The sequence below is a fragment of the Burkholderia sp. BCC1208 genome, assembly GCF_902833095.1.
Taxonomy (GTDB): domain Bacteria; phylum Pseudomonadota; class Gammaproteobacteria; order Burkholderiales; family Burkholderiaceae; genus Burkholderia.
In genome coordinates, this window is sequence record NZ_CADFDY010000006.1 from 321,533 (window position 1) to 343,845 (window position 22,313).

The following is a 22,313-nucleotide window of genomic DNA, read 5'->3' on the forward strand; positions in this document are numbered from 1 at the left end:
GGACGAGAAGGCCCGCCGTGCGGCGGGGCAGTCAGTATAGCGGCGTTACGTGTCGGCGCGCGGCGACGGATAAAAAAGGCGATTGATCAGCGTGCGCACCATCGGCGCGAGCTCGCCCGCGGTGAGCCCGGCCGGGCCGGTGCCGTTTGCGGTCAGCGTGTCGGCCGCGAGGCCGTGCAGATAGACGCCCGCCAGCGCCGCCTCATACGGTGCGACCCGCTGCGCGAGCAGCGCGCCGATCAGGCCGCCGAGCACGTCGCCGGTGCCGCCGGTGGCGAGCGCCGCATTGCCGGTCGGGTTGATCGCCACCCGCCCGTCGGGCGCTGCAATCACCGTGCCCGAGCCTTTCAGCACGACGACGCCCGCGTAACGGGCGGCGAGCGCCTGCGCGGCCGCGACGCGGTCGCGCTGCACGGCTGCCGTGTCGCCGCCGAGCAGGCGCGCGGCTTCGAGTGGATGCGGTGTCAGTACGCACGGATTGCCGCGCGCGCCGCGCCTGACGACGGCGGCCGCGAGGTCCGCGTGCGTCGCGACGAGGTTCAGCGCGTCGGCATCGAGCAGCGTCGCGATGTCTTGCGCGAGCACGTCGCGTACGAGCGTCGCCGCGGCCTCGCGCGTGCCGAGCCCGCAACCGGCCGCGATTGCGGTCATCGTGCCGAGGCCGAGGGTGTCGGCCGGATGCAGCATCAGCTCGGGGAAGGGCGGATCGTACGGCGGCGCGCCCGCGCCCAGAAAGCCGACGTGCACCTTGCCGGCGCCCGCGAACAGCGCGGCGCGCGCGGCGAGGATCGGTGCGCCGCACATGCCCGTGTCGCCGCCGAGCACCGCGAGGCTGCCGTACGTGCCCTTGTGGGACGCGAACGCGCGCGCGGGCAGCGCCGCGGCGAACAGCGAGGGCGCGTTCAGCACGATGGCCGGGGCGGCGGGCGGCGCGACGTCGAGCGACGCGACGTGGATCTCGCCGGCGAGATCGCGGCCGTCGCCCGTGTAGAGGCCGGGCTTCGCGCCGATGAAGGTGAGTGTATGGGTGGCTGCGACGGCGACGCCCGCGCCGACGATCCGGCCCGTGTCGCTGTCGAGCCCGCTCGGCACGTCGAGCGCGAGCACGCGGCCGCCGTCGCGCGCATGGGCGGCGATGCGTGCGGCCTGCTCGGCGAACGTGCCGTCGAGCGCGCGGCCGAGACCGATGCCGAACAGCCCGTCGACGACCCACGCATAGCCTTCCAGCGACGCGGGCGGGGCGGCCGACAACGGCACGCCTGCCGTGCGCGCGACACCGAGTGCCCATTGCGCGTCGTCCGGTTTGACCGGCACCGGCATCCAAGCATGCGTCGCGACGCCGAGCTGCTGGAGCTGCGCGGCGGCCACCAGCGCGTCGCCGCCGTTGTTGCCGGGGCCGACCGCGAACCAGACGGGGCGATCGTCGCCGGCGACGCGCTCGGACAGCCAGCGCGCGGCGGCGGCGCCGGCGCGGCCCATCAACGTGTGCGGCGGCAGCGCGGCGGTTGCATCGGCTTCGGCCGCGCGCAGGTCGGCGACGCGCAGCAGCGCGATCGGATCGGAATCGGGAAGCGGGCGGGTAACGGTCATCGCGGGATCGTGGCGGCTGGCAAGGATGCCGCCACGGGCCGGCCCGCGGCGGTCAGGTCGTGAAGCGGCCGGCGCTCAGCGCGGCGAGCGTGTCGGCGGGCCAGTGCTGGACGTTGCCGCCCAGATAGTCGGTCACCACTTTAGCAGACCCGCACGCGAGGCCCCAGCCGGCCGGGCCATGGCCGAAATTGACGAACACGCGCGGATGCGGGGTCGGACCCACGACGGGCAGACCGTCGGGCGACAGCAGTTGCGTGCCTTGCCACGACAGCGCGGCCGAGATCTTCGCGGCACCCGGTACCCAGTCATGGACGGCCTGGCCGAGGAGCGCGAGCGCGGCTTCGGACAGCGGCTCGGCGAGCGGTTTCGCGGTGTCGGCCTGGCTCTGCAGCACCGCGGCCCCGCCGACGCGCAGCCGCTGATGGGTGCGCGTGATCGAGATCCGCTTGATCGAATCGACGACGCTCAGGTGCGGTGCGTGTTCTTCGTACGCGACTGGCGCGGTGAGCGTATGGACGCGCACCGGGTGCAGCGGCAGGCGCCAGCCGAGCCGTTCGAGCAGCGCGATGCTGCCGGCGCCGGCGGCGACCACGATCGCGTCGGCGGAAATCACGTCGACCTCGCGCGCCTTCGCCGCGCTCCGGTTGCCCGGCGGCACGAGCTCGACCGCCGCGCGGCCGTTGTCGACGCGGATCGCGGCGACGTCCGCGCCGAAGCGGAACTGCACGCCGTGCTCGTCGAGCGTCTGCTTGACCAGTTTCGCGAACAGCGGGCAGTTGCCGGTGCGCTCGGTTTCGAGCAGCACGCCGCCGGCAAAGCCGGGCTCGGCCGGCACCGACGGTTCGAGCGCCGCGCATTCGTCGGCGGTGAGCGTGCGGTACGGCTGGTCGAGCGTGCGCAGCAGGTCGAGCGCCGGTTGCAGCGCGTCCCAGTCGCGCGGATCGCGCACGACGTGCAGGATGCCGGGCTTCTGCTCGAATTCGAGCTCGAGGCGCGCCTCGATATCGGCGAGCGTGTCGCGCGACACGTCGATCAGCGGGCGCAGCCGCGCGTACTGCGCGGCGAACGCGTCGGGCTCGCGCAGCGTGCCGAGCTGCTTGACGAAGTGGCGCACGCCGCCGTTGAAGCCCGGCTTGTAGACGACGCCGCTGTCGCGCGACTGGCGCTGGCGCATGAAAGTCGGGCCGAACCAGACGTCGAGCGGGCTCGGCAGCAGCGCGCCGCCGTCGCCGTAGGTCGCACCTTGCGCGACGGTCGCGTGGCGTTCGACCACGCACACGCGATGGCCGGCCGCGCGCAGCTGGTAGGCGGTGGCGACGCCGCTGATTCCGCCGCCGATGACGATGACATCCATTGGATTGCTTCGATGACGGGCGGCGCGCACGCCGCCCGGTGAGAATTCGCTGAGGGCCGAGGCCCGGTCAACCCGGAATGATAGCGCCAAAAGTGCGCTAGCCGGCGCCGGCCGAGCACCAGGTCGTGCGCTCGCGCCGCGGCGGCCGGCGCGCGGGCCGCCGCGGGCCGCTCCGGCGGGCGGCCGTGCGCGCCGTGCGCCCGGGCACCGGGGCGGTGCACGCGGACTACCGATCGGCGGTCTTGGGCGGCCGACTTCCGGGTATAATTACGGCCTTCCTTTCGCCCCACGTCGCCACCTCGCGCGACTCATCGACGTCAGTCCAGCCCATGGCTCACTTCTCGTGTTTTCCCGGCGCTTCGGCCCTCTCCGATTTCCGTCAAACCCGTCTGCTCGACACGCTCAGGCAAATCGACGCCAACATCGTCGCGGTGCGCGGCCAGTTCCTGCACTTCGTCAATGCGGCCGAGCCGCTGTCGGCCGACGACAGCGCGCGCATCGACGCGCTGATGCACTACGGCGAGCCGTTCCAGCCGGCGGGCGAGAAGGGCGCGACCGAGACCTTCGTCGTGCTGCCGCGCTTCGGCACGGTTTCGCCGTGGGCGAGCAAGGCGACCGACATCGCGCAGCACTGCGGCCTCACGCAGGTGCGCCGCATCGAGCGCGGCGTCGAATTCACGGTCACGCTGAAGTCGGGCCTGCTCGGCGGCAAGAAGGTGCTGTCGGACGACGCACGCGCGGCCGTCGCGGCCGCGCTGCATGACCGGATGACCGAAAGCGTGGTCGCGGCGCGCGACGACGCGAAGCACCTGTTCGACGAACTGCCGGCCAAGCCGCTCGCGAGCGTCGACGTGCTGGGCGTCGGCCGCGGCGCGCTGGAGCGCGCGAACGTCGAGCTGGGCCTCGCGCTCGCCGACGACGAGATCGACTACCTGGTCGACGCGTTCCGCAAGCTCGAACGCAACCCGACCGACGTCGAACTGATGATGTTCGCGCAGGCGAACAGCGAACACTGCCGCCACAAGATCTTCAATGCGCAGTGGACGATCGACGGCGAAGCGCAGGACATGTCGCTGTTCGCGATGATCCGCAACACCGAGAAGCTGAGCCCGCAGGGCACGATCGTCGCGTATTCGGACAACTCGTCGATCATGGTCGGCGCCGAAGCCGAACGCTGGTTCCCGCGCAACGCGGGTGCGGCCGGCGAGCCGGGCGAGCGTTATGCCCGCCACACCGAGCTCACGCACACGCTGATGAAGGTCGAGACGCACAATCATCCGACGGCGATCTCGCCGTTCCCGGGTGCGGCGACCGGCGCGGGCGGCGAGATCCGCGACGAAGGCGCGACGGGCCGCGGCGCGCGTCCGAAGGCCGGCCTCACGGGCTTCACCGTGTCGAACCTCGACCTGCCCGACGCCCGCCAGCCGTGGGAAAGCGCACGCGACGCGGCGCAGCCGGTGGCCGAGCGCAACCCGAACGAGCAGCACGGCCCCTACGGCCGTCCGGACCGCATCGCGTCGCCGCTGCAGATCATGATCGACGGCCCGCTCGGCGGCGCCGCGTTCAACAACGAATTCGGCCGCCCGAACCTCGGCGGCTACTTCCGCGTGTACGAGCAGAACGTCGGCGGCACGGTGCACGGCTATCACAAGCCGATCATGATCGCGGGCGGCCTCGGCAACATCGCGGATCAGCATACGCACAAGCACGACGTGCCGGCGGGCTCGCTGCTGATCCAGATCGGCGGCCCCGGCATGCGGATCGGCATGGGCGGCGGCGCGGCCAGCTCGATGGCGACCGGCGCGAACACGGCCGAGCTCGATTTCGACTCGGTGCAGCGCGGCAACCCGGAAATCGAGCGGCGCGCGCAGGAAGTGATCAACGGCTGCTGGCAGCTCGGCGCGGAAAACCCGATCCTGAGCATCCACGACGTCGGCGCGGGCGGCCTGTCGAACGCGTTCCCCGAGATCGTCGACGGCGCGGGCAAGGGCGCGCGCTTCGAACTGCGCAAGGTCGCGCTCGAGGAATCGGGCCTGTCGCCGCGCGAAATCTGGTCGAACGAGGCGCAGGAGCGTTACGTGCTGGCGATCGCGCCGGCCGACCTGCCGCGCTTCGAGGCGATCTGCGCGCGCGAGCGCTGCCCGTTCGCGGTGGTCGGTGTCGCGACCGACGAACGCCAGCTGAAGCTCGTCGACGACGAAGCGACGGGCGCCGACGAATACCCGGTCGACATGCCGATGGAAGTGCTGCTCGGCAAGCCGCCGCGCATGCACCGCGACGTCGTGCGCGTGAGCACCGAGCGTGCGCCGGTGGACGTGACGGGCATCGCGCTGTCGGAAGTCGCGCTCGACGTGCTGAAGCACCCGACGGTCGGCAGCAAGTCGTTCCTGATCACGATCGGCGACCGTTCGGTCGGCGGTACGTCGGTGCGCGACCAGATGGTCGGCCCGTGGCAAGTGCCGGTGGCCGACTGCGCGATCACCGCGCTCGACTACGCGGGCTTCAAGGGCGAGGCGATGACGATGGCCGAGCGTACGCCGCTCGCGGTGATCGACGCGCCGGCATCGGGCCGCATGGCCGTCGGCGAAGCGATCACGAACATCGCGAGCGCGCCGATCGCGTCGCTCGACAAGCTGAAGCTGTCGGCGAACTGGATGGCCGCATGCGGCACGGCCGGCGAGGACGCCGCGCTGTTCGACACGGTCAAGGCGATCGGCATGGAGCTGTGCCCGGCGCTCGGGATCGGCATCCCGGTCGGCAAGGACTCGCTGTCGATGAAGACGAAGTGGGACGAGCAGGGCGTCGCGAAGGAAGTGGTGTCGCCGGTGTCGCTGATCATCTCCGCGTTCGCGCCGGTCGATGACGTGCGCCGCCATCTCACGCCGCAACTGCGCCGCGTGGCGGACGCGGGCGACAGCGTGCTGATCGCGATCGATCTGGGCCGCGGCAAGAACCGGATGGGCGGCAGCATCTTCGCGCAGGTCACGCAGCAGGTCGGCAATGCGACGCCGGACGTCGACGACGCGGAAGACCTGAAGCGCTTCTTCAACGCGATCCAGTCGCTCAATGCACAAGACAAGCTGCTCGCGTACCACGACCGCTCGGACGGCGGCCTGTGGGCGACCGTGTGCGAAATGGCGTTCGCGGGCCGTGCGGGCGTGTCGTTGAACGTCGACATGCTGACGCTCGACCCGAACCACGAATCCGACTACGGCGACGCGAAGGACTGGGCGAAGCAGACGAGCGGCCGTCGCGACGATCGCACGCTGCGCGCGCTGTTCTCCGAAGAGCTCGGCGCCATCGTGCAGGTGCGCGCGTCCGACCGCGACGCGGTGCTCGGTGCGCTGCGCGAGTTCGGCCTGTCGACCTGTTCGCACGTGATCGGCTCGGTCAACGATCGCGACGTGATCGAGGTGTACCGCGATGCGAAGAAGATCTTCGGCGCGCCGCGTACCGAACTCCATCGCGCATGGAGCGAAGTGAGCTGGCGCATCGCGCGCCTGCGCGACAACCCCGCCTGCGCGGATGCCGAATACGACGCGCTGCTCGACGCGGCCGATCCGGGCATCTCGCCGGTGCTGACGTTCGATCCGGCCGACGACATCGCCGCGCCGTTCATCGCGACGGGCGCACGGCCGCGCGTCGCGATCCTGCGCGAACAGGGCGTGAACTCGCATCTGGAAACGGCGTATGCGTTCGATCGCGCGGGCTTCGACGCGCACGACGTGCACATGAGCGACCTGCTCGCGGGCCGCGCGACGCTGGCCGATTTCGCGGGCGCGGTCGCGTGCGGCGGTTTCTCGTACGGCGACGTGCTGGGCGCGGGCGAAGGCTGGGCGAAGACGATCCGTTTCAACGCGAACCTCGCCGACATGTTCTCGGCCTTCTTCGCGCGTCCCGATACGTTCGCACTCGGTATCTGCAACGGCTGCCAGATGCTGTCGAGCATCGCGTCGATGATCCCGGGCGCCGAAGCGTGGCCGAAGTTCACGCGCAACAAGTCCGAGCAGTTCGAGGCGCGCTTCTCGTTCGTCGAAGTGGAGAAGTCGCCGTCGATCTTCTTCGCGGGCATGGAAGGCTCGCGGATTCCGGTCGCGGTCGCGCACGGCGAAGGCTATGCGGACTTTTCGCAGCAGGGCGACATCGATCGCGTCGCGGTCGCGATGCGTTACGTCGATCACCGCGGCGAAGCGACCGAGCGCTATCCGTTCAACCCGAACGGTTCGCCGGCCGGCATCACGTCGGTCACGACGGCGGACGGCCGCTTCTCGGTGCTGATGCCGCACATGGAGCGCGTGCATCGCACGGTCACGATGAGCTGGCACCCGGAAGGCTGGGGCGAAGCGAGCCCGTGGATGCGGGTGTTCCGCAACGCGCGCCGCTGGATCGGCTGATCCGGATGATGTTCGACCCGAACGCACCGGTCGAGGTCGTCACGCTGCGTGACGAACGGGCGGGCGAGGCCGACGCGATCGGCCGCGTGATCCGGGCGGCGTTCGCGGGCGAGCCGCAGGGCGGGGCGTTCGAGCAGCGCATCGTCGAGACACTGCGCGCAGACGGCGCGCTGAGCGTATCGCTCGTCGCGGAGCGCGACGGGCGTATCGTCGGGCACGTCGCGTTTTCGCCCGTCGCGATCGGCGGCGAGCCGGCCGGCAGCCAGCAGTGGTACGGACTCGCGCCGCTCGCGGTGCGGCCCGATTGCCAGCGGCAGAGCATCGGCGCGGGGCTCGCGCGCACGGGGCTCGACGCGTTGCGGCGGCTCGGCGCGCGCGGCTGCGTGGTGCTCGGCGAGCCGGCGTATTACGCGCGTTTCGGGTTCGAACCGCACGGCGGCATCGTGTTTCCGGGCGTGCCGCCCGAGTATTTTCTCGCGCTGCCGTTCGACGAATCGGCGCCGCTGCCGTCGGGCGAAGCGCGTTATCACGACGTGTTTTATCCCGCGTAGCGAACCCTGCGGGCAGGCGATGCCCGACACGGGAAAAACCGCTCTTCGGAGCGGTTTTTTATTGCGCGCCGGTTGAGCGCCGTCGCGTCGCGAGACACGTGTTCGTGCGCGCCAAAAGAAAAAGCCGCTCCGAAGAGCGGCTTTTCGATGCGCGTGCGACGCGCGCCGGCGTTACTGGATCTTGGCCTGCTGGCGCAGACCTTCCTCGAACGCCTGCAGCTTCTGCTGCACGAGCTGCTGGGCGATCTGCGCCTTCACCTGCTCGAACGGCGGCGGTGCGATGTCGCGGATGTCGTCGACGCGGATGATGTGCCAGCCGAACTGCGTCTTCACCGGCGTATCGGTCATCTGGCCTTTCTGCAGCTTCTGCGCGGCGGCCGCGAATTCCGGCACGTACGCCTTCGGGTCGGACCAGTCGAGATCGCCGCCGTTCTTGCCCGAACCCGGATCCTTCGAGTATTGCTTCGCGAGATCCTCGAACTTCGCGCCGGCCTTGATCTTCGCGATCAGGTCCTTCGCCTGCTGCTCGTCGCTGACGAGGATGTGGTGCAGGTGGTATTCGCGGTTGCCGCCGGCGCCCTTGACGAGGTTGTCGTAACGCGCCTTCACTTCGGCGTCGGTCGGCTGGTTCTTCTTCAGGAAGCTCTCGATCATCGAGCGCAGCACGACGGTCTGCTGCGCGACGGCGACTTGCGCCTTCACGTCCGGACGATTCGGGATGCCTTCGCGGATCGCTTCCTGCATCAGGATTTCGCGGTTCACGAGTTCCTGGCGCACGGCCTGCTGCAGTTGCGGGCCGTCGGTCTGGCCTTGCTGAACGAGCTGCGCGACCATCGCGTCGGCGCGCGACTTCGGAATCGGCGTGCCGTTGACGACGGCGATGTTCTGGGCGAATGCCGGTGCCGCTGCAAATGCAGCCGCCGCGACCCACAGGCGGGGGGATTTCAGGATCATCGGGAATTCCTAATGAGACTAGATTGAAGATTCGTTGAATTCTTCGGGCGTGTAAGCCACGATCGCGAGCGCGTGAATGCCGCGCTGCATCGCATCAGCGAGCGCATCATACACCAGCCGGTGCCGCGCGACGCGCGGCTTGCCCGCGAACGCGGACGACACGATCGTGACCGTGAAATGACCGCCGGCGGAGGCACCCGCGTGGCCTGCGTGCTGCGCGCTGTCGTCGCGCACGGCGAGCGACAGCGGGGCGAGCGACGCGGTGAGGCGCGCTTCGATCAGCGCGATGCGTTCGTCGGGGGAGGCGTGGAGAAAGGCGTCGCTCATGTCATTCGTCCTTCAGGTACTTCGTGAGCCACAGGCTCTGCAGGATGATGAATACGACCATCGCGCCCGTCGTACCGAACAGCTTGAAGTTCACCCATTGCGATTCGGTGAAGTTGTGCACCACGTACAGGTTCGCGACGCCGAGCACCGCGAAGAACATCGCCCACGCGACGTTCAGCTTGTCCCACACGGGCGACGGCAGCGTGAGCTGCTTGCCCATCATCTTCTCGATCAGGTTCTTGCTGAACGCATAACGCGCGGCGAGCAACCCGATCGCAAACAGCCAGTACAGCACGGTCGGTTTCCATTGTATGAATTTCTCGTCATGCAGGACGAGGGTGGCGCCGCCGAACACGACGATCACGCCGAGGCTGACCCACAGCATCGTGTCGACCTTCCGGTGCCGGAAGGCGACCCAGGCGACCTGGGCCAGCGTCGCGACGATCGCGACCGCGGTGGCGGTAAAGATGCCCCAGACCTTGAAGGCGACAAAAAACAGGATGATCGGAAACAGATCGAACAGGAATTTCATGGCGCTCGCAGCTGCGTGACGGGCCGCTGGCGCGGCCTGTCATCGTTGTAGGGACCCGCCAGGCATCGCCGTCGCGGATCGGGGCGGTCCGGCCCGAGGCTGGCCGCCCGGCAGATCCGCCCGGCGCCGCTCATTCGTTTTCGGGTCGGGACTCGAAGTTTAACGCAGCCGAATTGATGCAGTACCGCAAACCGGTCTGATCGCGCGGGCCGTCCTCGAAGACGTGGCCCAGATGCGCGCCGCAGTGGTTGCAGCGCACCTCGACGCGCACCATCCCGTGCGAGTAGTCGACCTTCTCGTCGATCACTTCGCCGTCGAGCGGCTTGAAGTAGCTGGGCCAGCCGCAGCCCGAGTGGAACTTGGCGCCGGATTCGAACAGCGGCGTGCTGCAGACGACGCACTTGTAGATGCCGGCATCCTCGGTGTCGGTGTATTCGCCGGTGAACGCGCGCTCGGTCGCCGCGTGCTGCGTGACCTCGTACTGCATCGGCGTGAGCCGGCGGCGCAGCTCGGCGTCGTCCTTCTGGTACGGGAAGGTCTTATCGTCGGAATCGTGTGACATGGGGTTCTCCTGATCGGTCGGTCGAGATGCGCGGGTTGCAGGCTCAGGACGAGCAGCTCACTTCGAGCGAGCCGGCCCAGTCGGGCGGCAACGCCGCGTACGCTTCATGCTCCGGTTGTTCGTCGAACGGACGGCGCAGGATTTGCGCGAGCCGCTCGACTTCCGAAAAATCCTTTTCCTTCGCGCGCCGGATCGCGACTTCGGCCAGATGGTTGCGAAGCACGTATTTCGGGTTCGCGCGGTTCATTGCAATCGCGCGCGCCGCGTCGTCGCGCGTTTCCTCGGACAGCCGCGCGCGGTAGAGGTTCGCCCATGCGTCGAACGCTTCGCGGTCGATGAACAGGTCGCGCACGGGTGCGTCGCGGCTCGCGTCGTGCTTCGAGATCTGCGCGAGCCGGCGGAACGTCAACGTGAAATCCGCGTGGCTCGCGTGCATCGTCTCGAGCAGCTTGTTCGCGAGGTCGGCGTCGTGCTCGCGTTCGAGCTCGAGGCCGAGCTTCGCACGCATCGCGCGTTCGAGTGCGGGACCGAAGCGCTCCGGAAACTTCGCGAGCACGGCCTGGGCATCGTCCACCGCGCGCTCGGCGCGCGCATCGTCGTCGGCGATGCCGTGCTGCAGCCCGATCAGCGGCAGCAGCGCCTGCGCGAGGCAGTAGCAGTTCCAGTGCGCGATGCGCGGCTGCATCCGGTACGCATAGCGGCCGCCGGTATCGGAGTGGTTGCAGATGTGGTTCGCGTCGAACGCGTCGACGAAGCCGAACGGGCCGTAGTCGATCGTCACGCCGAGGATCGACATGTTGTCGGTGTTCATCACGCCGTGGCAGAAGCCGACGGCCTGCCACTGCGCGACGAGGTCGGCAGTGCGCAGCGTCGCGGCCTCGAGCAGCGCGAGGTACGGATCGTCCGCGTCGCGGCAGGCCGGATAGAAGCGGTCGATCACGTGATCGGCAAGTTGGCGCAGCAGGTCGGGGCGATCGTTCGAGAAGAAGTGCTCGAAGTGGCCGAAGCGCACGAAGCTCTCCGACACGCGCGTGACGACGGCCGCCGTTTCGATCTCCTCGCGCACCACCGGCTGGTCGGAGCCGACCACCGTCAACGCGCGCGTGGTCGGGATGCCGAGGTGATGCATCGCTTCCGAGCACAGGAATTCGCGGATCGACGAGCGCAGCACCGCGCGGCCGTCGCCCATCCGCGAGTACGGCGTGCGGCCGCCGCCCTTGAGCTGCAGTTCGTAGCGCCGGCCGTCGGTGCCCGGCAATTCGCCGATCGTCAGCGCGCGGCCGTCGCCGAGCTGGCCGGCCCACACGCCGAACTGGTGGCCGGAATAGACCGACGCGTACGGCATCGCGTGCGCGGGCCAGTCGCGCGTCGGGTTGCCGGCGAACAGTTCGGCGAAACCGGGCTGCGCGGCGATCGCGGGCGGCAGGCCAAGCAATTGCATGACTTCGTCGGAACAGCCGACGACGTACGGCGCGGCAAGCGGCGCGGCCGGCAGTCGCGTATGAAACGCGTCGCCGAGCGTGACGAACGCGCGTTCGGCGGGCGCGCCGAGCGTCGCGGGGAGGTCGGGGAGAGTGTCAGCCGCATCGGCTGCGCTTCGGGAAAACGACATGTTGAGCGCCTCTGGGTAAGCCGATATTGTAAGGCGGCGTCGCGCCGCCCGCATGGCGGCCCGCGCATCGCGCGCCACGCCCGTCCGGGGCCGCTGACGGGCGCGCACCGGGACCGCTTCCGTACGGAAACGGCCCCCAGGCTGGTCACCGATTCGCATCCTCAGGGAGAACAAGACGATGGGTAAGCCGTTGCTGGGCCAGATGATGGATGTGCCGCTGCTGGTGTCGTCGCTGATTTCGCATGCCGCGCGGCACGCCGGCGACACGGAGATCGTGTCGAAGCGCGTGGAAGGCGACCTGCATCGCTACACGTACCGCGATTGCGAACGCCGCGCGAAGCAGCTGGCGCAGGCGCTCGCGCGGCTCGGCGTCGAAACCGGCGAGCGCGTCGGCACGCTGGCGTGGAACGGCTACCGGCATCTGGAGGCGTATTACGCGATCGGCGGGATGGGCGCCGTGTGCCACACGATCAACCCGCGCCTGTTTCCCGAACAGATCGCGTACATCGTCAATCACGCGGAAGACCGTTACGTCCTGTTCGACATCAATTTCGCGCCGCTGGTCGACGCGATCGCGCCGCAATGCCCGCACGTGAAGGGCTGGATCGCGATGACGGACGCCGCGCACCTGCCGTCCGGCGCCACGCCGTTCCTCTGCTACGAAACGCTCGTCGAAGCCGAGGACGGCCGCTACGACTGGCCGCGTCTCGACGAGCGGCAGGCGTCGGGGCTCTGCTACACGTCCGGCACGACCGGCAACCCGAAGGGCGTGCTGTATTCGAATCGCTCGACCGTGCTGCACGCGTACGGCGCCGCGCTGCCCGACGCGATGAACCTGTCCGCGATGGACGCCGTGCTGCCCGTCGTGCCGATGTTCCACGTCAACGCCTGGGGGCTGCCGTACGCGGTGCCGCTGACGGGCGGCAAGCTGGTGCTGCCCGGCAAGGATCTCGACGGGAAATCGCTGTACGCGCTGATGGAGGCCGAGCGCGTGACGTTCTCCGCGGGCGTGCCGACCGTGTGGCTCGGCCTGCTGAACTACATGCGCGAAGCCGGCGTGCGTTTCTCGACGCTGAACCGCACGGTGATCGGCGGCTCCGCGTGCCCGCCCGCGATGCTGCGTACGTTCGAGGACGAATACGGCGTGCGCGTGATCCATGCGTGGGGGATGACCGAACTGTCGCCGCTCGGCACGCTCGCGAAGCTCAACTGGGCGCAGTCGCAGCGGCCGCTCGACGCGCAGCGCCGGCTGCTCGAGAAGCAGGGGCGCGTGATCTGCGGCGTCGACATGCGCATCGTCGGCGACGACGGCCGCGAGCTGCCGTGGGACGGCATCGCGTTCGGCGAACTGCAGGTGCGCGGGCCGTGGGTGATCGACCACTACTTTCGCGGCGATGCGTCGCCGCTGTCGGACGGCTGGTTTCCGACCGGCGACGTCGCGACGATCGACCCCGACGGCTTCCTGCAGATCACCGACCGCAGCAAGGACGTGATCAAGTCGGGCGGCGAGTGGATCAGCTCGATCGACATCGAGAACGTCGCGATCGCGCATCCGGGGGTGGCCGAAGCCGCCTGCATCGCCTGCGCGCACCCGAAATGGACCGAGCGCCCGCTGCTCGTCGTGGTGCCGCGCGAAGGCGCGAACCTGAGCCGCGACACGCTGCTCGCGTTCTACGAGGGCAAGGTCGCGAAATGGTGGATTCCCGACGACGTCGTGTTCGTCGAATCTCTGCCGCACACGGCGACCGGCAAGCTGCAGAAGCTGAAGCTGCGCGAGACGTTCCGCGATTACGTGCTGCCGACGGCGGTGTGCGAGCCGTAAGCCCCGTGCCGGGCCGCCGCCGCCGGCCTGCGAATCGGTCTCCCGATCCGTCCCCGGATCGGGAGCAAAATTCAAATTGAACGACCGTGCTTTTTCGTTGTATGCTGCCTCCGTTCATCCGGACATGCGGCCGTTCGACCGCGCACAATGAAGCGCAGCCAATCCGGCGCGCGATGCATGGAGGCAGGCAGATGGCAGTGGATTACTCGACTCGCGACGGCGTGGCCGTCATCACGCTCAACAATCCGCCCGTCAACGGGCTCGGCCTGTCGACCCGCCAGGGCGTCATGGACGCGCTCGATCGCGCCGCGCAGGATCCGTCGGTCACGGCCATCGTGCTGACCGGCGCGGGCCGCGCGTTCTCGGGCGGCGCCGACATCACCGAATTCAATACGCCGAAGGCCCTGCAGGAGCCGACGCTGCACACCGTGATCCGCGCGGTGGAGGCGAGCGCGAAGCCGGTCGTCGCGGCGCTGCACAGCGTCGTGATGGGCGGCGGCCTGGAGCTTGCGCTCGGCGCGCATTACCGCGTCGCGGCGCCCGGCGCGCAGGTCGCGCTGCCCGAAGTGAAGCTCGGGCTGCTGCCGGGCGCGGGCGGCACGCAACGCCTGCCGCGCGCGGTCGGGCTCGAAACCGCGCTGAACATGATCGTGTCGGGCGCGCCGGTGCCGTCGGAGCAACTCGCGAAGAGCGGGCTGTTCGACGAAATGGCCGACGGCGATCCGCTCGACGCGGCCGTCGCGTTCGCCCGCACGGTCGGCGCGCAGAAGGGGCCGCATCCGCGCGTGCGCGATCGCAAGATCGTCCACGAGAACGCGGCGGGCTTCATCCAGTTCGCACGCAATTCCGCGCGGGCCGCCGCGCCGAATTTCCCCGCGCCGCACAAGTGCATCGACGCGATCGAGGCCGGCGTGCTGAACGGTTTCGACAAGGGCAGCATCGCCGAGCGCGAAGGTTTCGTCGCGCTGATGATGACGCCGGAAAGCCGCGCGCTGCGTCATGCGTTCTTCGGCGAGCGGGCGGCTAGCAAGATTCCCGACGTGCCGGCCGACACGCCGCTGCGCGAGATCCGCCGGGTCGGCGTGATCGGCGCGGGCACGATGGGCGGCGGGATCGCGATGAACTTCATCAACGCGGGGCTGCCCGTCACGCTGCTCGAGACGAAGGAGGAGGCGCTCGAGCGCGGCCTCGCGACGATCCGCAAGAATTACGACGCGCAGGTGAAGAAGGGCAAGCTCACGCAGGAGAAGCTCGACGCGCGCATGGCGCTGATCGCGCCGACGCTGTCCTACGACGACCTGAAGGACGCCGACCTGATCGTCGAGGCCGTATTCGAGGAGCTCGGCGTGAAGGAGCAGGTGTTCCGCAAGCTCGACGAAGTCGCGAAGCCGGGCGCGATCCTCGCGTCGAACACGTCGACGCTCGACGTCGACAAGATCGCCGCGTTCACGAAGCGTCCGCAGGACGTGGTCGGCATGCACTTCTTCAGCCCGGCGAACGTGATGAAGCTGCTCGAGGTCGTGCGCGGCGCACAGACTGCGAAGGACGTGCTCGCGACCGTGATGGCCGTCGCGAAGAAAATCCGCAAGACGGCGGTCGTGTCGGGCGTGTGCGACGGCTTCATCGGCAACCGGATGATCGAGCAGTACATCCGCCAGGCGCTGTTCATGCTCGAGGAAGGCGCGCTGCCCGCGCAGGTCGACCGCGCGATCGAGAAGTTCGGGTTCGCGATGGGGCCGTTCCGGATGAGCGACCTCGCCGGCAACGACATCGGCTGGGCGATCCGCAAGCGGCGCTACGTCGAGCAGCCCGGGCTGCAGTATTCGAAGATCGCCGACCGCCTGTGCGAACAGGGTCGCTTCGGCCAGAAGACGGGCGCCGGCTGGTACGACTACGTGCCGGGCGATCGCAAGGCGAAGCCGTCGTCGCTCGTCGACGAGATGGTCGTCGCGTATTCGAAGGAGCGCGGCGTCGAGCGGCGCAAGATCGGCGACGACGAGATCGTCGAGCGGCTGGTGTTCGCGCTCGTCAACGAAGGCGCGAAGATCCTCGAGGAGAAGATCGCGTCGAAGGCGTCCGACATCGACATGGTCTATCTGACCGGCTATGGCTTCCCGCTGTGGCGCGGCGGCCCGATGCTGTATGCGGACGCGGTCGGCCTCTACAACGTCGAGCGCGCGATTCGCCGCTATGCGGCGGCGCCGAACGGCGACGCGTGGCAACTCGCGCCGTCGATCGCGGAACTGGCGAAGGCCGGCCGCGGGTTCAACGGCTGACGGCGCCGCCTCGCGGCGCGGCCGATCCTGTCTGGAGACATGCAATGAAACGCACCGACGACGTCCTGCTCGTGATCGACGTGCAATACGACTTCATGCCGGGCGGCGCGCTCGCGGTGCCCGACGGCGATGCGGTCGTGCCCGTGATCAACGCGCTCGCGCAACGTTTCGACCAGGTCGTGCTCACGCAGGACTGGCACCCGAGCGAGCACGTGTCGTTCGCGGCGAACCATCCGGGCCGCGAGCCGTTCTCGACGCTCGCCCTGCCGTACGGCGAGCAGGTGCTGTGGCCCGTGCATTGCGTGCAGGACACCGACGGCGCGGCGCTGCATCGCGACCTCGACATCCCGCACGCGCGGCTCGTGATCCGCAAGGGCGGCGACGCGCAGGTCGACAGCTATTCCGCGTTCGTCGAAGCCGACCGCACGACGCGCACGGGGCTCGCGGGCTACCTGCGCGAACTCGGCGCGAAGCGCGTGTGGTGCTGCGGGCTCGCGACCGACTATTGCGTCGCGTGGTCGGCGCTCGATGCGCGCGCGGCCGGTTTCGAAGCCGCGGTGATCAACGATGCGTGCCGTGCGATCGACCTGAACGGGTCGCTGGCACGCGCATGGCAGCAGATGCAGGCAGCGGGCGTCGCGCATGCGACGTCCGCCGGCGCGCGCCCGGCGGCGTAGCGCATTCCCCATCCGATTCAGGACATGAAGCAGGACCGAAGGAGACTCGCATGACCGAAGCCGTAATCGTATCGACCGCACGCACGCCGCTGGCGAAATCCTGGCGCGGCGCCTTCAACATGACGCACGGCGCGACGCTCGGCGGCCACGTGGTCGCGGCGGCGCTCGAACGCGCGAAGCTCGACCCGGCGCGCGTCGAGGACGTGATCATGGGCTGCGCGAACCCCGAAGGCGCGACGGGCGCGAACATCGCGCGGCAGATCGCGCTGCGCGCCGGGCTGCCGGTGAGCGTGCCGGGGATGACGGTGAACCGTTTCTGTTCGTCGGGGCTGCAGACCATCGCGCTGGCCGCGCAGCGGATCATCGCGGGCGAAGGCGACATCTATGTGGCCGGCGGCGTCGAATCGATCTCGTGCGTGCAGAACGAGATGAACCGGCACATGATCCAGGAAGGCTGGCTCGTCCAGCACAAGCCCGAGATCTACTGGAACATGCTGCAGACGGCCGAGAACGTCGCGCAGCGCTACGGCATCTCGAAGGAGCGGCAGGACGCGTACGGCGTGCAGTCGCAACTGCGCGCCGCGGCCGCGCAGGAAGCCGGGCGCTTCCGCGACGAGATCGTACCGATCACCGTGCTCGCGGGCATCGCCGACAAGGCGACGGGGCGCCTGTTCACGCAGGAAGTGACGGTATCGGCCGACGAGGGCATCCGCCCCGACACGACGCTCGAAGGCGTGTCGAAGATCCGCTCGGCCGTGCCGGGCGGCGTGATCACCGCGGGCAATGCGAGCCAGTTCTCGGACGGCGCGTCGGCGTGCGTCGTGATGAGCGCCGAGGCCGCCCAGCGCGACGGGCTGCAGCCGCTCGGCGCGTTCCGCGGCTTCGCGGTGGCCGGCTGCGAACCGGACGAAATGGGCATCGGCCCGGTGTTCGCGGTGCCCAAGCTGCTGAAGCAGGCGGGGCTGAAAGTCGACGACATCGGCCTGTGGGAACTGAACGAGGCGTTCGCGGTGCAGGTGCTGTACTGCCGCGACACGCTCGGGATTCCCGAGGACCGCCTGAACGTGAACGGCGGCGCGATCGCGGTCGGTCATCCGTACGGCGTGTCGGGCGCGCGCCTGACGGGCCATGCGCTGATCGAAGGCAAGCGGCGCGGCGTGAAGTACGTGGTCGTCACGATGTGCATCGGCGGCGGGCAGGGCGCGGCCGGCCTGTTCGAAATCCTCTGATCTTTGAGCGGCGGCCGCGGTCGCGCTTCGGCGTCACCGCACGCCGCCGCGGCGAATCGGCGCGGCCCCGCGCCATTCGCAACGATCGGGAAGCAAAAGGCATGCACCCGGCAATGCCGTTTCCCCTGACTTGTCAAACGAATTGCCCCACCTATACTTGCTCTGACATTTGCCTTTCGGCACGATGGGCCGGATCGTGCGTCGTGCGATCCGTGCCGCGAAGATTCGAATCATCACAGCAGACCGACCGGGGACCGAATGAGTACGACCCATGCAGCCGGGGAACCGCCGCGCGTCGTCAGCGCGGCCGCGAGGCTCTACGCGAAATGCCTGCTGGTCGGATTCGCGCTGCTGCCTGCGTATCTGATTGCCTATCTGTGGTTCTTCAGCGACCGGAGCGTCGTGTTCGAGAGCCACGCCTTCCATGAAATCGCGATCGCGGCGGCGACCCTCGAAGGCGCGTTCGTCACCTACGTGACGTGGGTGTGCTACCGGTCGTCCGGCGAGCCGCTGTTGCGCTGGCTGACGCTCGGCTTTCTCGGCTTCGCGATGATCTATGCGCTGCACGGTGCATTCACCGGGATGGCGCACCACAATATCTGGCTGTTCCTGCTGTACGGGCCCGCATCGCGCTTCGTGATGTCGGCGCTGCTGCTCACGGGCCTGCTGTCGTATTCGCGTCCGCCCGACCGGATCGACAAGCGCACGAGCGCGCGGACGTGGCTGCCGTGGATCGTGTTCTTCGTGATCGTCAACGTGGCGGTCGCGTACATCGCGTATTCGCCGGTCGCGGGCGCGCTCGGCACGCGGCTGTCGATGGAAGGCGGCGCGCTGGTGTTCTCGCTGCTGAACGTGGGGCTGCTGCTCGCGCGGCGGATCCGCTCGCCGCTGATGGTGATCTACGGCGTGTCGATCATGGCGTTCGCGCTGTCGTCGCTCGCGTTCATCCTCGGCAAGCCGTGGAATCACATGTGGTGGCTCGCGCATGCGATCTTCGCGGGCGGCTTCTTCCTGCTCAGTTACGGCGTCGTGCAGGCGCTGCAGACGACGCGCTCGTTCTCGGCGATCTACAGCCAGGAAGATCTGATGAGCCGGCTGTCGGAATCGATGGCGCGCACCGAAAGCGCGCTGCAGGAGCTGCGGCGCACGAACCAGAAGCTCGAGTACATGGCCGCGACCGACCCGATGACGGGCGCGTCGAACCGCCGCCAGTTCATCGCGCAGGTCGAGCGCGAGATCGTGCGGGCCGAGCGCGACGGCACGCCGTTCTGCCTGCTCGCGCTCGATCTCGACAATTTCAAGAATATCAACGATGCATACGGGCACCAGATCGGCGACGAGGTGCTGCGCGGCGTCGTGCGCCAGTGCCTCGAGGCGATCCGGCCGGCGGGCGCGCTTGCGCGGGTCGGCGGCGAGGAGTTCATGGCGCTCTTGCCGGACATGCCGCTCGAGGGCGCGCGGATGACGGCCGAGCGCGTGCGTTCGTCGATCGCGAGTGCGCCGTTCGGGCTCGACTTCAAGCGCGTGCAGGTGACGGTCAGCGTCGGCGTCGCGCAATACGGCGTCGACGGCAGCACGGTCGATGCGCTGCTGCGGGTGGTCGACGAGCGGCTGTACCAGGCGAAGCGGGAAGGGCGCAACCGCGTGGTGTCGCGATGATCCGCATTCCACCGACGCCCCGGCGGCGGGCGCGCCGCCGGGGCTTTTGCAGACCAGCGCCGATGCCGGTGCCGGTCGGCACGCGCGCGGCGACGCGCTAGCGCGACGCCACCGCGGTCGCCTGCTTCGGCCGTTCGTCCTGTATCGGCTGCGACGCCTGCCACCAGTACTTGCCCGCGCGCTGCTGCGGATCGCGGATCGCGAGATACGTCGTACTCCAGAGCTGCGCCGCGTTGGCTTCGGTCGCATCGGCGCTGCGCGTGCCGAATGCGTCGGTCTGATATTTGCCGTTCACGTAGGACCACGTCCACATTTCCGAGGTGCGCATGTCGCGCCCGTTCGAGATCACCTGCCAGATCGTCTGCCGCGCCTGCGTGAGCAGCGTGCGTGTCGTGGCCGACAGGTCCTGACGCGCGAGCTGGCGATCGAGCCCGGCCACCCACATCGCCTGCTGCCACGACCAGATCACCGTGCCGTGATACGCGGAACTCGTGAACTTCGGCCACAGCGACGGGTTCGCATACGCGGGGTTCGCGATCAGCATCCCGGCATCGGTCACGAGCCCGCTCGGGAACGGCCGCGTGACGTCGGCGACGATCCGCTGAAGCTGATCGTCCGGCGGCGTGCCGAACAGCAGCGCGAAGCCGCCGTCGGAATTCATCACCGGAATCGGGTTGCCCTGCTGGTCGAGCGACAGCGCGTAGAAGGCCAGCGGTGCGTTGGGCGCGGCGCCGGCCGGCACGCCGGCGGACGGCGCATAAGCCGACACGTCGGTGGCTGCCTGCGCGGCCGGCACGCTGACCTGGAACAGCGGCGGCGCCTGCGTTTCCCAGACGGCCGCTTCGTTCGCCGTGTTGGCGAGCGTCGCGCGCTGCCCCGCGTCGAGGTACGGATCGAGCAGGCCACGGGCGAGGAACGCATTCGCCGCGCGCAGCGCGGCCGGCACGAGCACCGCGTTCACGTCGTACGGGTAGACGCCGCCGCCGAGGCCGTCGGTGCTGTCGCGCCAGTTGCCGACGATTTCGCCGGGCCGCAGGTGGATCAGGTTCGCGACCGACGGCTGCTGCGCGAACGGCTGCGCGGTCGTCGCGACGTGCAGCAGATTGACGACGAGACGGCTGCCGTTGGTCTGCCCGTCGCTGCCGCGCTGCGCCAGATACGCGGCCGCGCGGGCCTGGCCGCGCGTATCGTCGACCAGCCACGCGGCCGCGATCGGCGCGAGCAGGTAGTCGCTGTCGATCATCTTGTAGTCGTAGGTCGGTGTCGGATCGTTCGGCCGCCCGTTCTTCTGGTTGTCGATCAGCGCGAATTCGCCGATGCCTTCCTCGTGCGCGACCTTGCCGTCGGCGGACAGCCTGCTCAGCACCGACGACAGCCCGGCCTCGATCGCCGCGGGTTCGAGCACGGGCATCAGCATGCGGACCGAGATCAGCGTGTCGCGGCCGAAGTACGTGTCGTACTGCCACGAGCCGGCCAGCAGCTTGTCGTTGAAGCTCAGGAATTCGAGCACGTTCTGGCTGACCGGGTCGGGATTCACGGACGGGGCGAACAGGTCGGCGTGCGCGATCGGCGACAGCGGCGTCTCGCCCGTTAGCGCATCGATGTGCAGCTTCAGCGTGTGCGAGCCCGCCGGCGCGCTCAGCACGAGCTTGCCGCCCGCTGCCGGCGCGATGCTGCCGCCGTCGCGCAGCGTGATGCGCAGCGCATAGCCCGGCGCGCCGTCGATCCGGTCGCGTTGCCATTGCGCGGTGCTGCCCTGGACCGTCGGCGCGGTGAGGATCTGTTGCGGAATCGTGGCGCCGCCGTTGAAGTCGCGCAGGAAGCGCACGTTGCTGAGCACGCCCTGGCGGATCGTCAGCGTACCGGTGTCGACCGACACGTCGGCGCCGATGCCGTACAGCGGGCGGCCGTGTGCGTCCGGCGCCGACAGCGCGGACGGCGGCGTGTCGAGGCTCCAGTTCACCGGCTGCGCGGTGTCGTCGAACCACAGCCCGGTGCCGCTGTTGCCGGCGGGGAAGACCACGAGCAGGCGCGGCTTCGTCGACGAGCGCACGAGCAGGTGCGCGGCGACCTTGTCCTGCCGGTAGAACGCGTTGATCTGGCCGCCGGTATCCATACGGAACGACAACGCGGCGGTGTTCGACGGCGGGCTGTTCGATTTGACGTCGTCGTCGTTGCAGGCCGACAGCAGACCGGCGCAGACGAGCCCGAGACACAGCGACTTCGCAAGGCGATGCATGTTGATGTCCCTCCTGATGAATGGCGATTTTTATATCCGGATGTTCTGATCGGCGGATCTTGGATCGCTTGATCCCGGTTTGAATTCATTCCGGCGAATGACGGGAATTAATCGGGATGTTGCGATTCTTCGAAAAGAAAATAGGTTGGCAAATAACCGAATGGCCAATAAATGCCGGAAGCTGAAAAACGACAAGGGGTGACGCATCGATGCTCCGCGAGAAAGGCAATGCGAAAGCCCTTCGCGCGGGTGAGTGGCGAATCCGGGGCGGCGAAGAAAATGATACGTAAGCCGTCGTAGGCGATTCTAAATTTGCGAGAAAGTCCAAGTCAATAATGTTTTTGTCGTCGACTATTGAGTTGGAAAGATGGTCGCAATTATTACCCGCCATGCCGGTAAAATGTGCGATTTAATGGATTCGAATTAATTCACTTCGGATATCCGCTGACAAAACGGTCGGCAATACCGTATCGCGCCGGCGATTGATGCCGGACAGTAGAGGAATCGTCATGTTTGTGTCGGCCATTTGGGTAAG

Annotated in this window: 15 protein-coding genes; 7 read left to right on the plus strand and 8 right to left on the minus strand. The window is 68.6% G+C overall.

The features are described 5' to 3' along the window. Positions 1-45: 45 nt before the first annotated feature. Together HWX09_RS16540 and HWX09_RS16545 are read right to left on the minus strand one after the other, a co-directional pair. A complete protein-coding gene (locus HWX09_RS16540; protein WP_027784683.1) occupies positions 46-1,590 on the minus strand; it encodes an NAD(P)H-hydrate dehydratase in 1,545 nt (514 codons plus the stop codon). Positions 1,591-1,642: 52 nt separating this feature from the next. Continuing rightward, positions 1,643-2,944: an FAD-dependent oxidoreductase gene (locus HWX09_RS16545; RefSeq protein WP_027784682.1), complete on the minus strand. Its 1,302-nt coding sequence runs from the start codon at positions 2,942-2,944 to the stop codon at positions 1,643-1,645. 329 nt (positions 2,945-3,273) lie between these two features. Between HWX09_RS16545 and purL the strand changes: the two genes are divergently transcribed. Both purL and HWX09_RS16555 read left to right on the plus strand, forming a co-directional pair. Further along, positions 3,274-7,338, plus strand: coding sequence for a phosphoribosylformylglycinamidine synthase (gene purL, locus HWX09_RS16550; RefSeq protein ID WP_027784681.1), 4,065 nt, complete (start codon positions 3,274-3,276; stop codon positions 7,336-7,338). Between the two features lie 5 nt (positions 7,339-7,343). Next, on the plus strand, positions 7,344-7,889 hold the full coding sequence (locus HWX09_RS16555; RefSeq protein ID WP_034185421.1) for an N-acetyltransferase: 546 nt from the start codon (positions 7,344-7,346) through the stop codon (positions 7,887-7,889). Between the two features lie 171 nt (positions 7,890-8,060). On the opposite strand, the gene HWX09_RS16560 is transcribed toward HWX09_RS16555, so the two are convergent. The 5 genes from HWX09_RS16560 to HWX09_RS16580 all read right to left on the minus strand — a co-directional run bounded on the left by HWX09_RS16560 (position 8,061) and on the right by HWX09_RS16580 (position 11,876). Further along, entirely contained in the window at positions 8,061-8,843 is a 783-nt protein-coding gene (locus tag HWX09_RS16560) for a peptidylprolyl isomerase (protein WP_027784679.1), read from the minus strand. Between the two features lie 18 nt (positions 8,844-8,861). Further along, positions 8,862-9,170, minus strand: coding sequence for a BolA family protein (locus tag HWX09_RS16565; protein ID WP_027784678.1), 309 nt, complete (start codon positions 9,168-9,170; stop codon positions 8,862-8,864). Position 9,171: 1 nt separating this feature from the next. After that, positions 9,172-9,702 carry a septation protein A gene (locus tag HWX09_RS16570; RefSeq protein ID WP_027784677.1) on the minus strand — a complete coding sequence of 177 codons (531 nt, stop codon included), beginning with the start codon at positions 9,700-9,702 and terminating at the stop codon, positions 9,172-9,174. 130 nt (positions 9,703-9,832) lie between these two features. Further along, positions 9,833-10,264 (minus strand): peptide-methionine (R)-S-oxide reductase MsrB, encoded by a 432-nt coding sequence (msrB, locus tag HWX09_RS16575; protein WP_027784676.1) that lies wholly within the window; start codon positions 10,262-10,264, stop codon positions 9,833-9,835. Between the two features lie 43 nt (positions 10,265-10,307). Next, on the minus strand, positions 10,308-11,876 hold the full coding sequence (locus HWX09_RS16580; protein ID WP_027784675.1) for a protein adenylyltransferase SelO: 1,569 nt from the start codon (positions 11,874-11,876) through the stop codon (positions 10,308-10,310). 178 nt (positions 11,877-12,054) lie between these two features. On the opposite strand from HWX09_RS16580, the gene HWX09_RS16585 reads away from it, so the two are divergent. The 5 genes from HWX09_RS16585 to HWX09_RS16605 all read left to right on the plus strand — a co-directional run bounded on the left by HWX09_RS16585 (position 12,055) and on the right by HWX09_RS16605 (position 19,539). After that, a complete protein-coding gene (locus tag HWX09_RS16585) occupies positions 12,055-13,698 on the plus strand; it encodes a 3-(methylthio)propionyl-CoA ligase (protein ID WP_027784674.1) in 1,644 nt (547 codons plus the stop codon). A 191-nt stretch (positions 13,699-13,889) separates the two neighbouring features. Next, positions 13,890-15,974 (plus strand): 3-hydroxyacyl-CoA dehydrogenase NAD-binding domain-containing protein, encoded by a 2,085-nt coding sequence (locus HWX09_RS16590; protein ID WP_027784673.1) that lies wholly within the window; start codon positions 13,890-13,892, stop codon positions 15,972-15,974. 44 nt (positions 15,975-16,018) lie between these two features. After that, complete coding sequence (gene pncA, locus HWX09_RS16595) at positions 16,019-16,651, plus strand: bifunctional nicotinamidase/pyrazinamidase (protein ID WP_027784672.1); 633 nt, start codon at positions 16,019-16,021, stop codon at positions 16,649-16,651. A 50-nt stretch (positions 16,652-16,701) separates the two neighbouring features. Then, positions 16,702-17,880, plus strand: coding sequence for an acetyl-CoA C-acyltransferase (locus HWX09_RS16600; protein ID WP_027784671.1), 1,179 nt, complete (start codon positions 16,702-16,704; stop codon positions 17,878-17,880). Positions 17,881-18,138: 258 nt separating this feature from the next. Then, positions 18,139-19,539 carry a sensor domain-containing diguanylate cyclase gene (locus HWX09_RS16605; protein ID WP_027784670.1) on the plus strand — a complete coding sequence of 467 codons (1,401 nt, stop codon included), beginning with the start codon at positions 18,139-18,141 and terminating at the stop codon, positions 19,537-19,539. 97 nt (positions 19,540-19,636) lie between these two features. On the opposite strand, the gene HWX09_RS16610 is transcribed toward HWX09_RS16605, so the two are convergent. After that, on the minus strand, positions 19,637-21,778 hold the full coding sequence (locus tag HWX09_RS16610; RefSeq protein WP_027784669.1) for a hypothetical protein: 2,142 nt from the start codon (positions 21,776-21,778) through the stop codon (positions 19,637-19,639). Between the last annotated feature and the right edge of the window lie 535 nt (positions 21,779-22,313).

What these genes read in the sequence shown, in the direction of transcription:
- HWX09_RS16540 (WP_027784683.1), bottom strand. Translation starts at nt 1,590, where the DNA reads ATGACCGTTACCCGCCCGCTTCCCGATTCCGATCCGATCGCGCTGCTG.
- HWX09_RS16545 (WP_027784682.1), bottom strand. Translation starts at nt 2,944, where the DNA reads ATGGATGTCATCGTCATCGGCGGCGGAATCAGCGGCGTCGCCACCGCC.
- purL (WP_027784681.1), top strand. Translation starts at nt 3,274, where the DNA reads ATGGCTCACTTCTCGTGTTTTCCCGGCGCTTCGGCCCTCTCCGATTTC.
- HWX09_RS16555 (WP_034185421.1), top strand. Translation starts at nt 7,344, where the DNA reads ATGATGTTCGACCCGAACGCACCGGTCGAGGTCGTCACGCTGCGTGAC.
- HWX09_RS16560 (WP_027784679.1), bottom strand. Translation starts at nt 8,843, where the DNA reads ATGATCCTGAAATCCCCCCGCCTGTGGGTCGCGGCGGCTGCATTTGCA.
- HWX09_RS16565 (WP_027784678.1), bottom strand. Translation starts at nt 9,170, where the DNA reads ATGAGCGACGCCTTTCTCCACGCCTCCCCCGACGAACGCATCGCGCTG.
- HWX09_RS16570 (WP_027784677.1), bottom strand. Translation starts at nt 9,702, where the DNA reads ATGAAATTCCTGTTCGATCTGTTTCCGATCATCCTGTTTTTTGTCGCC.
- msrB (WP_027784676.1), bottom strand. Translation starts at nt 10,264, where the DNA reads ATGTCACACGATTCCGACGATAAGACCTTCCCGTACCAGAAGGACGAC.
- HWX09_RS16580 (WP_027784675.1), bottom strand. Translation starts at nt 11,876, where the DNA reads ATGTCGTTTTCCCGAAGCGCAGCCGATGCGGCTGACACTCTCCCCGAC.
- HWX09_RS16585 (WP_027784674.1), top strand. Translation starts at nt 12,055, where the DNA reads ATGGGTAAGCCGTTGCTGGGCCAGATGATGGATGTGCCGCTGCTGGTG.
- HWX09_RS16590 (WP_027784673.1), top strand. Translation starts at nt 13,890, where the DNA reads ATGGCAGTGGATTACTCGACTCGCGACGGCGTGGCCGTCATCACGCTC.
- pncA (WP_027784672.1), top strand. Translation starts at nt 16,019, where the DNA reads ATGAAACGCACCGACGACGTCCTGCTCGTGATCGACGTGCAATACGAC.
- HWX09_RS16600 (WP_027784671.1), top strand. Translation starts at nt 16,702, where the DNA reads ATGACCGAAGCCGTAATCGTATCGACCGCACGCACGCCGCTGGCGAAA.
- HWX09_RS16605 (WP_027784670.1), top strand. Translation starts at nt 18,139, where the DNA reads ATGAGTACGACCCATGCAGCCGGGGAACCGCCGCGCGTCGTCAGCGCG.
- HWX09_RS16610 (WP_027784669.1), bottom strand. Translation starts at nt 21,778, where the DNA reads ATGCATCGCCTTGCGAAGTCGCTGTGTCTCGGGCTCGTCTGCGCCGGT.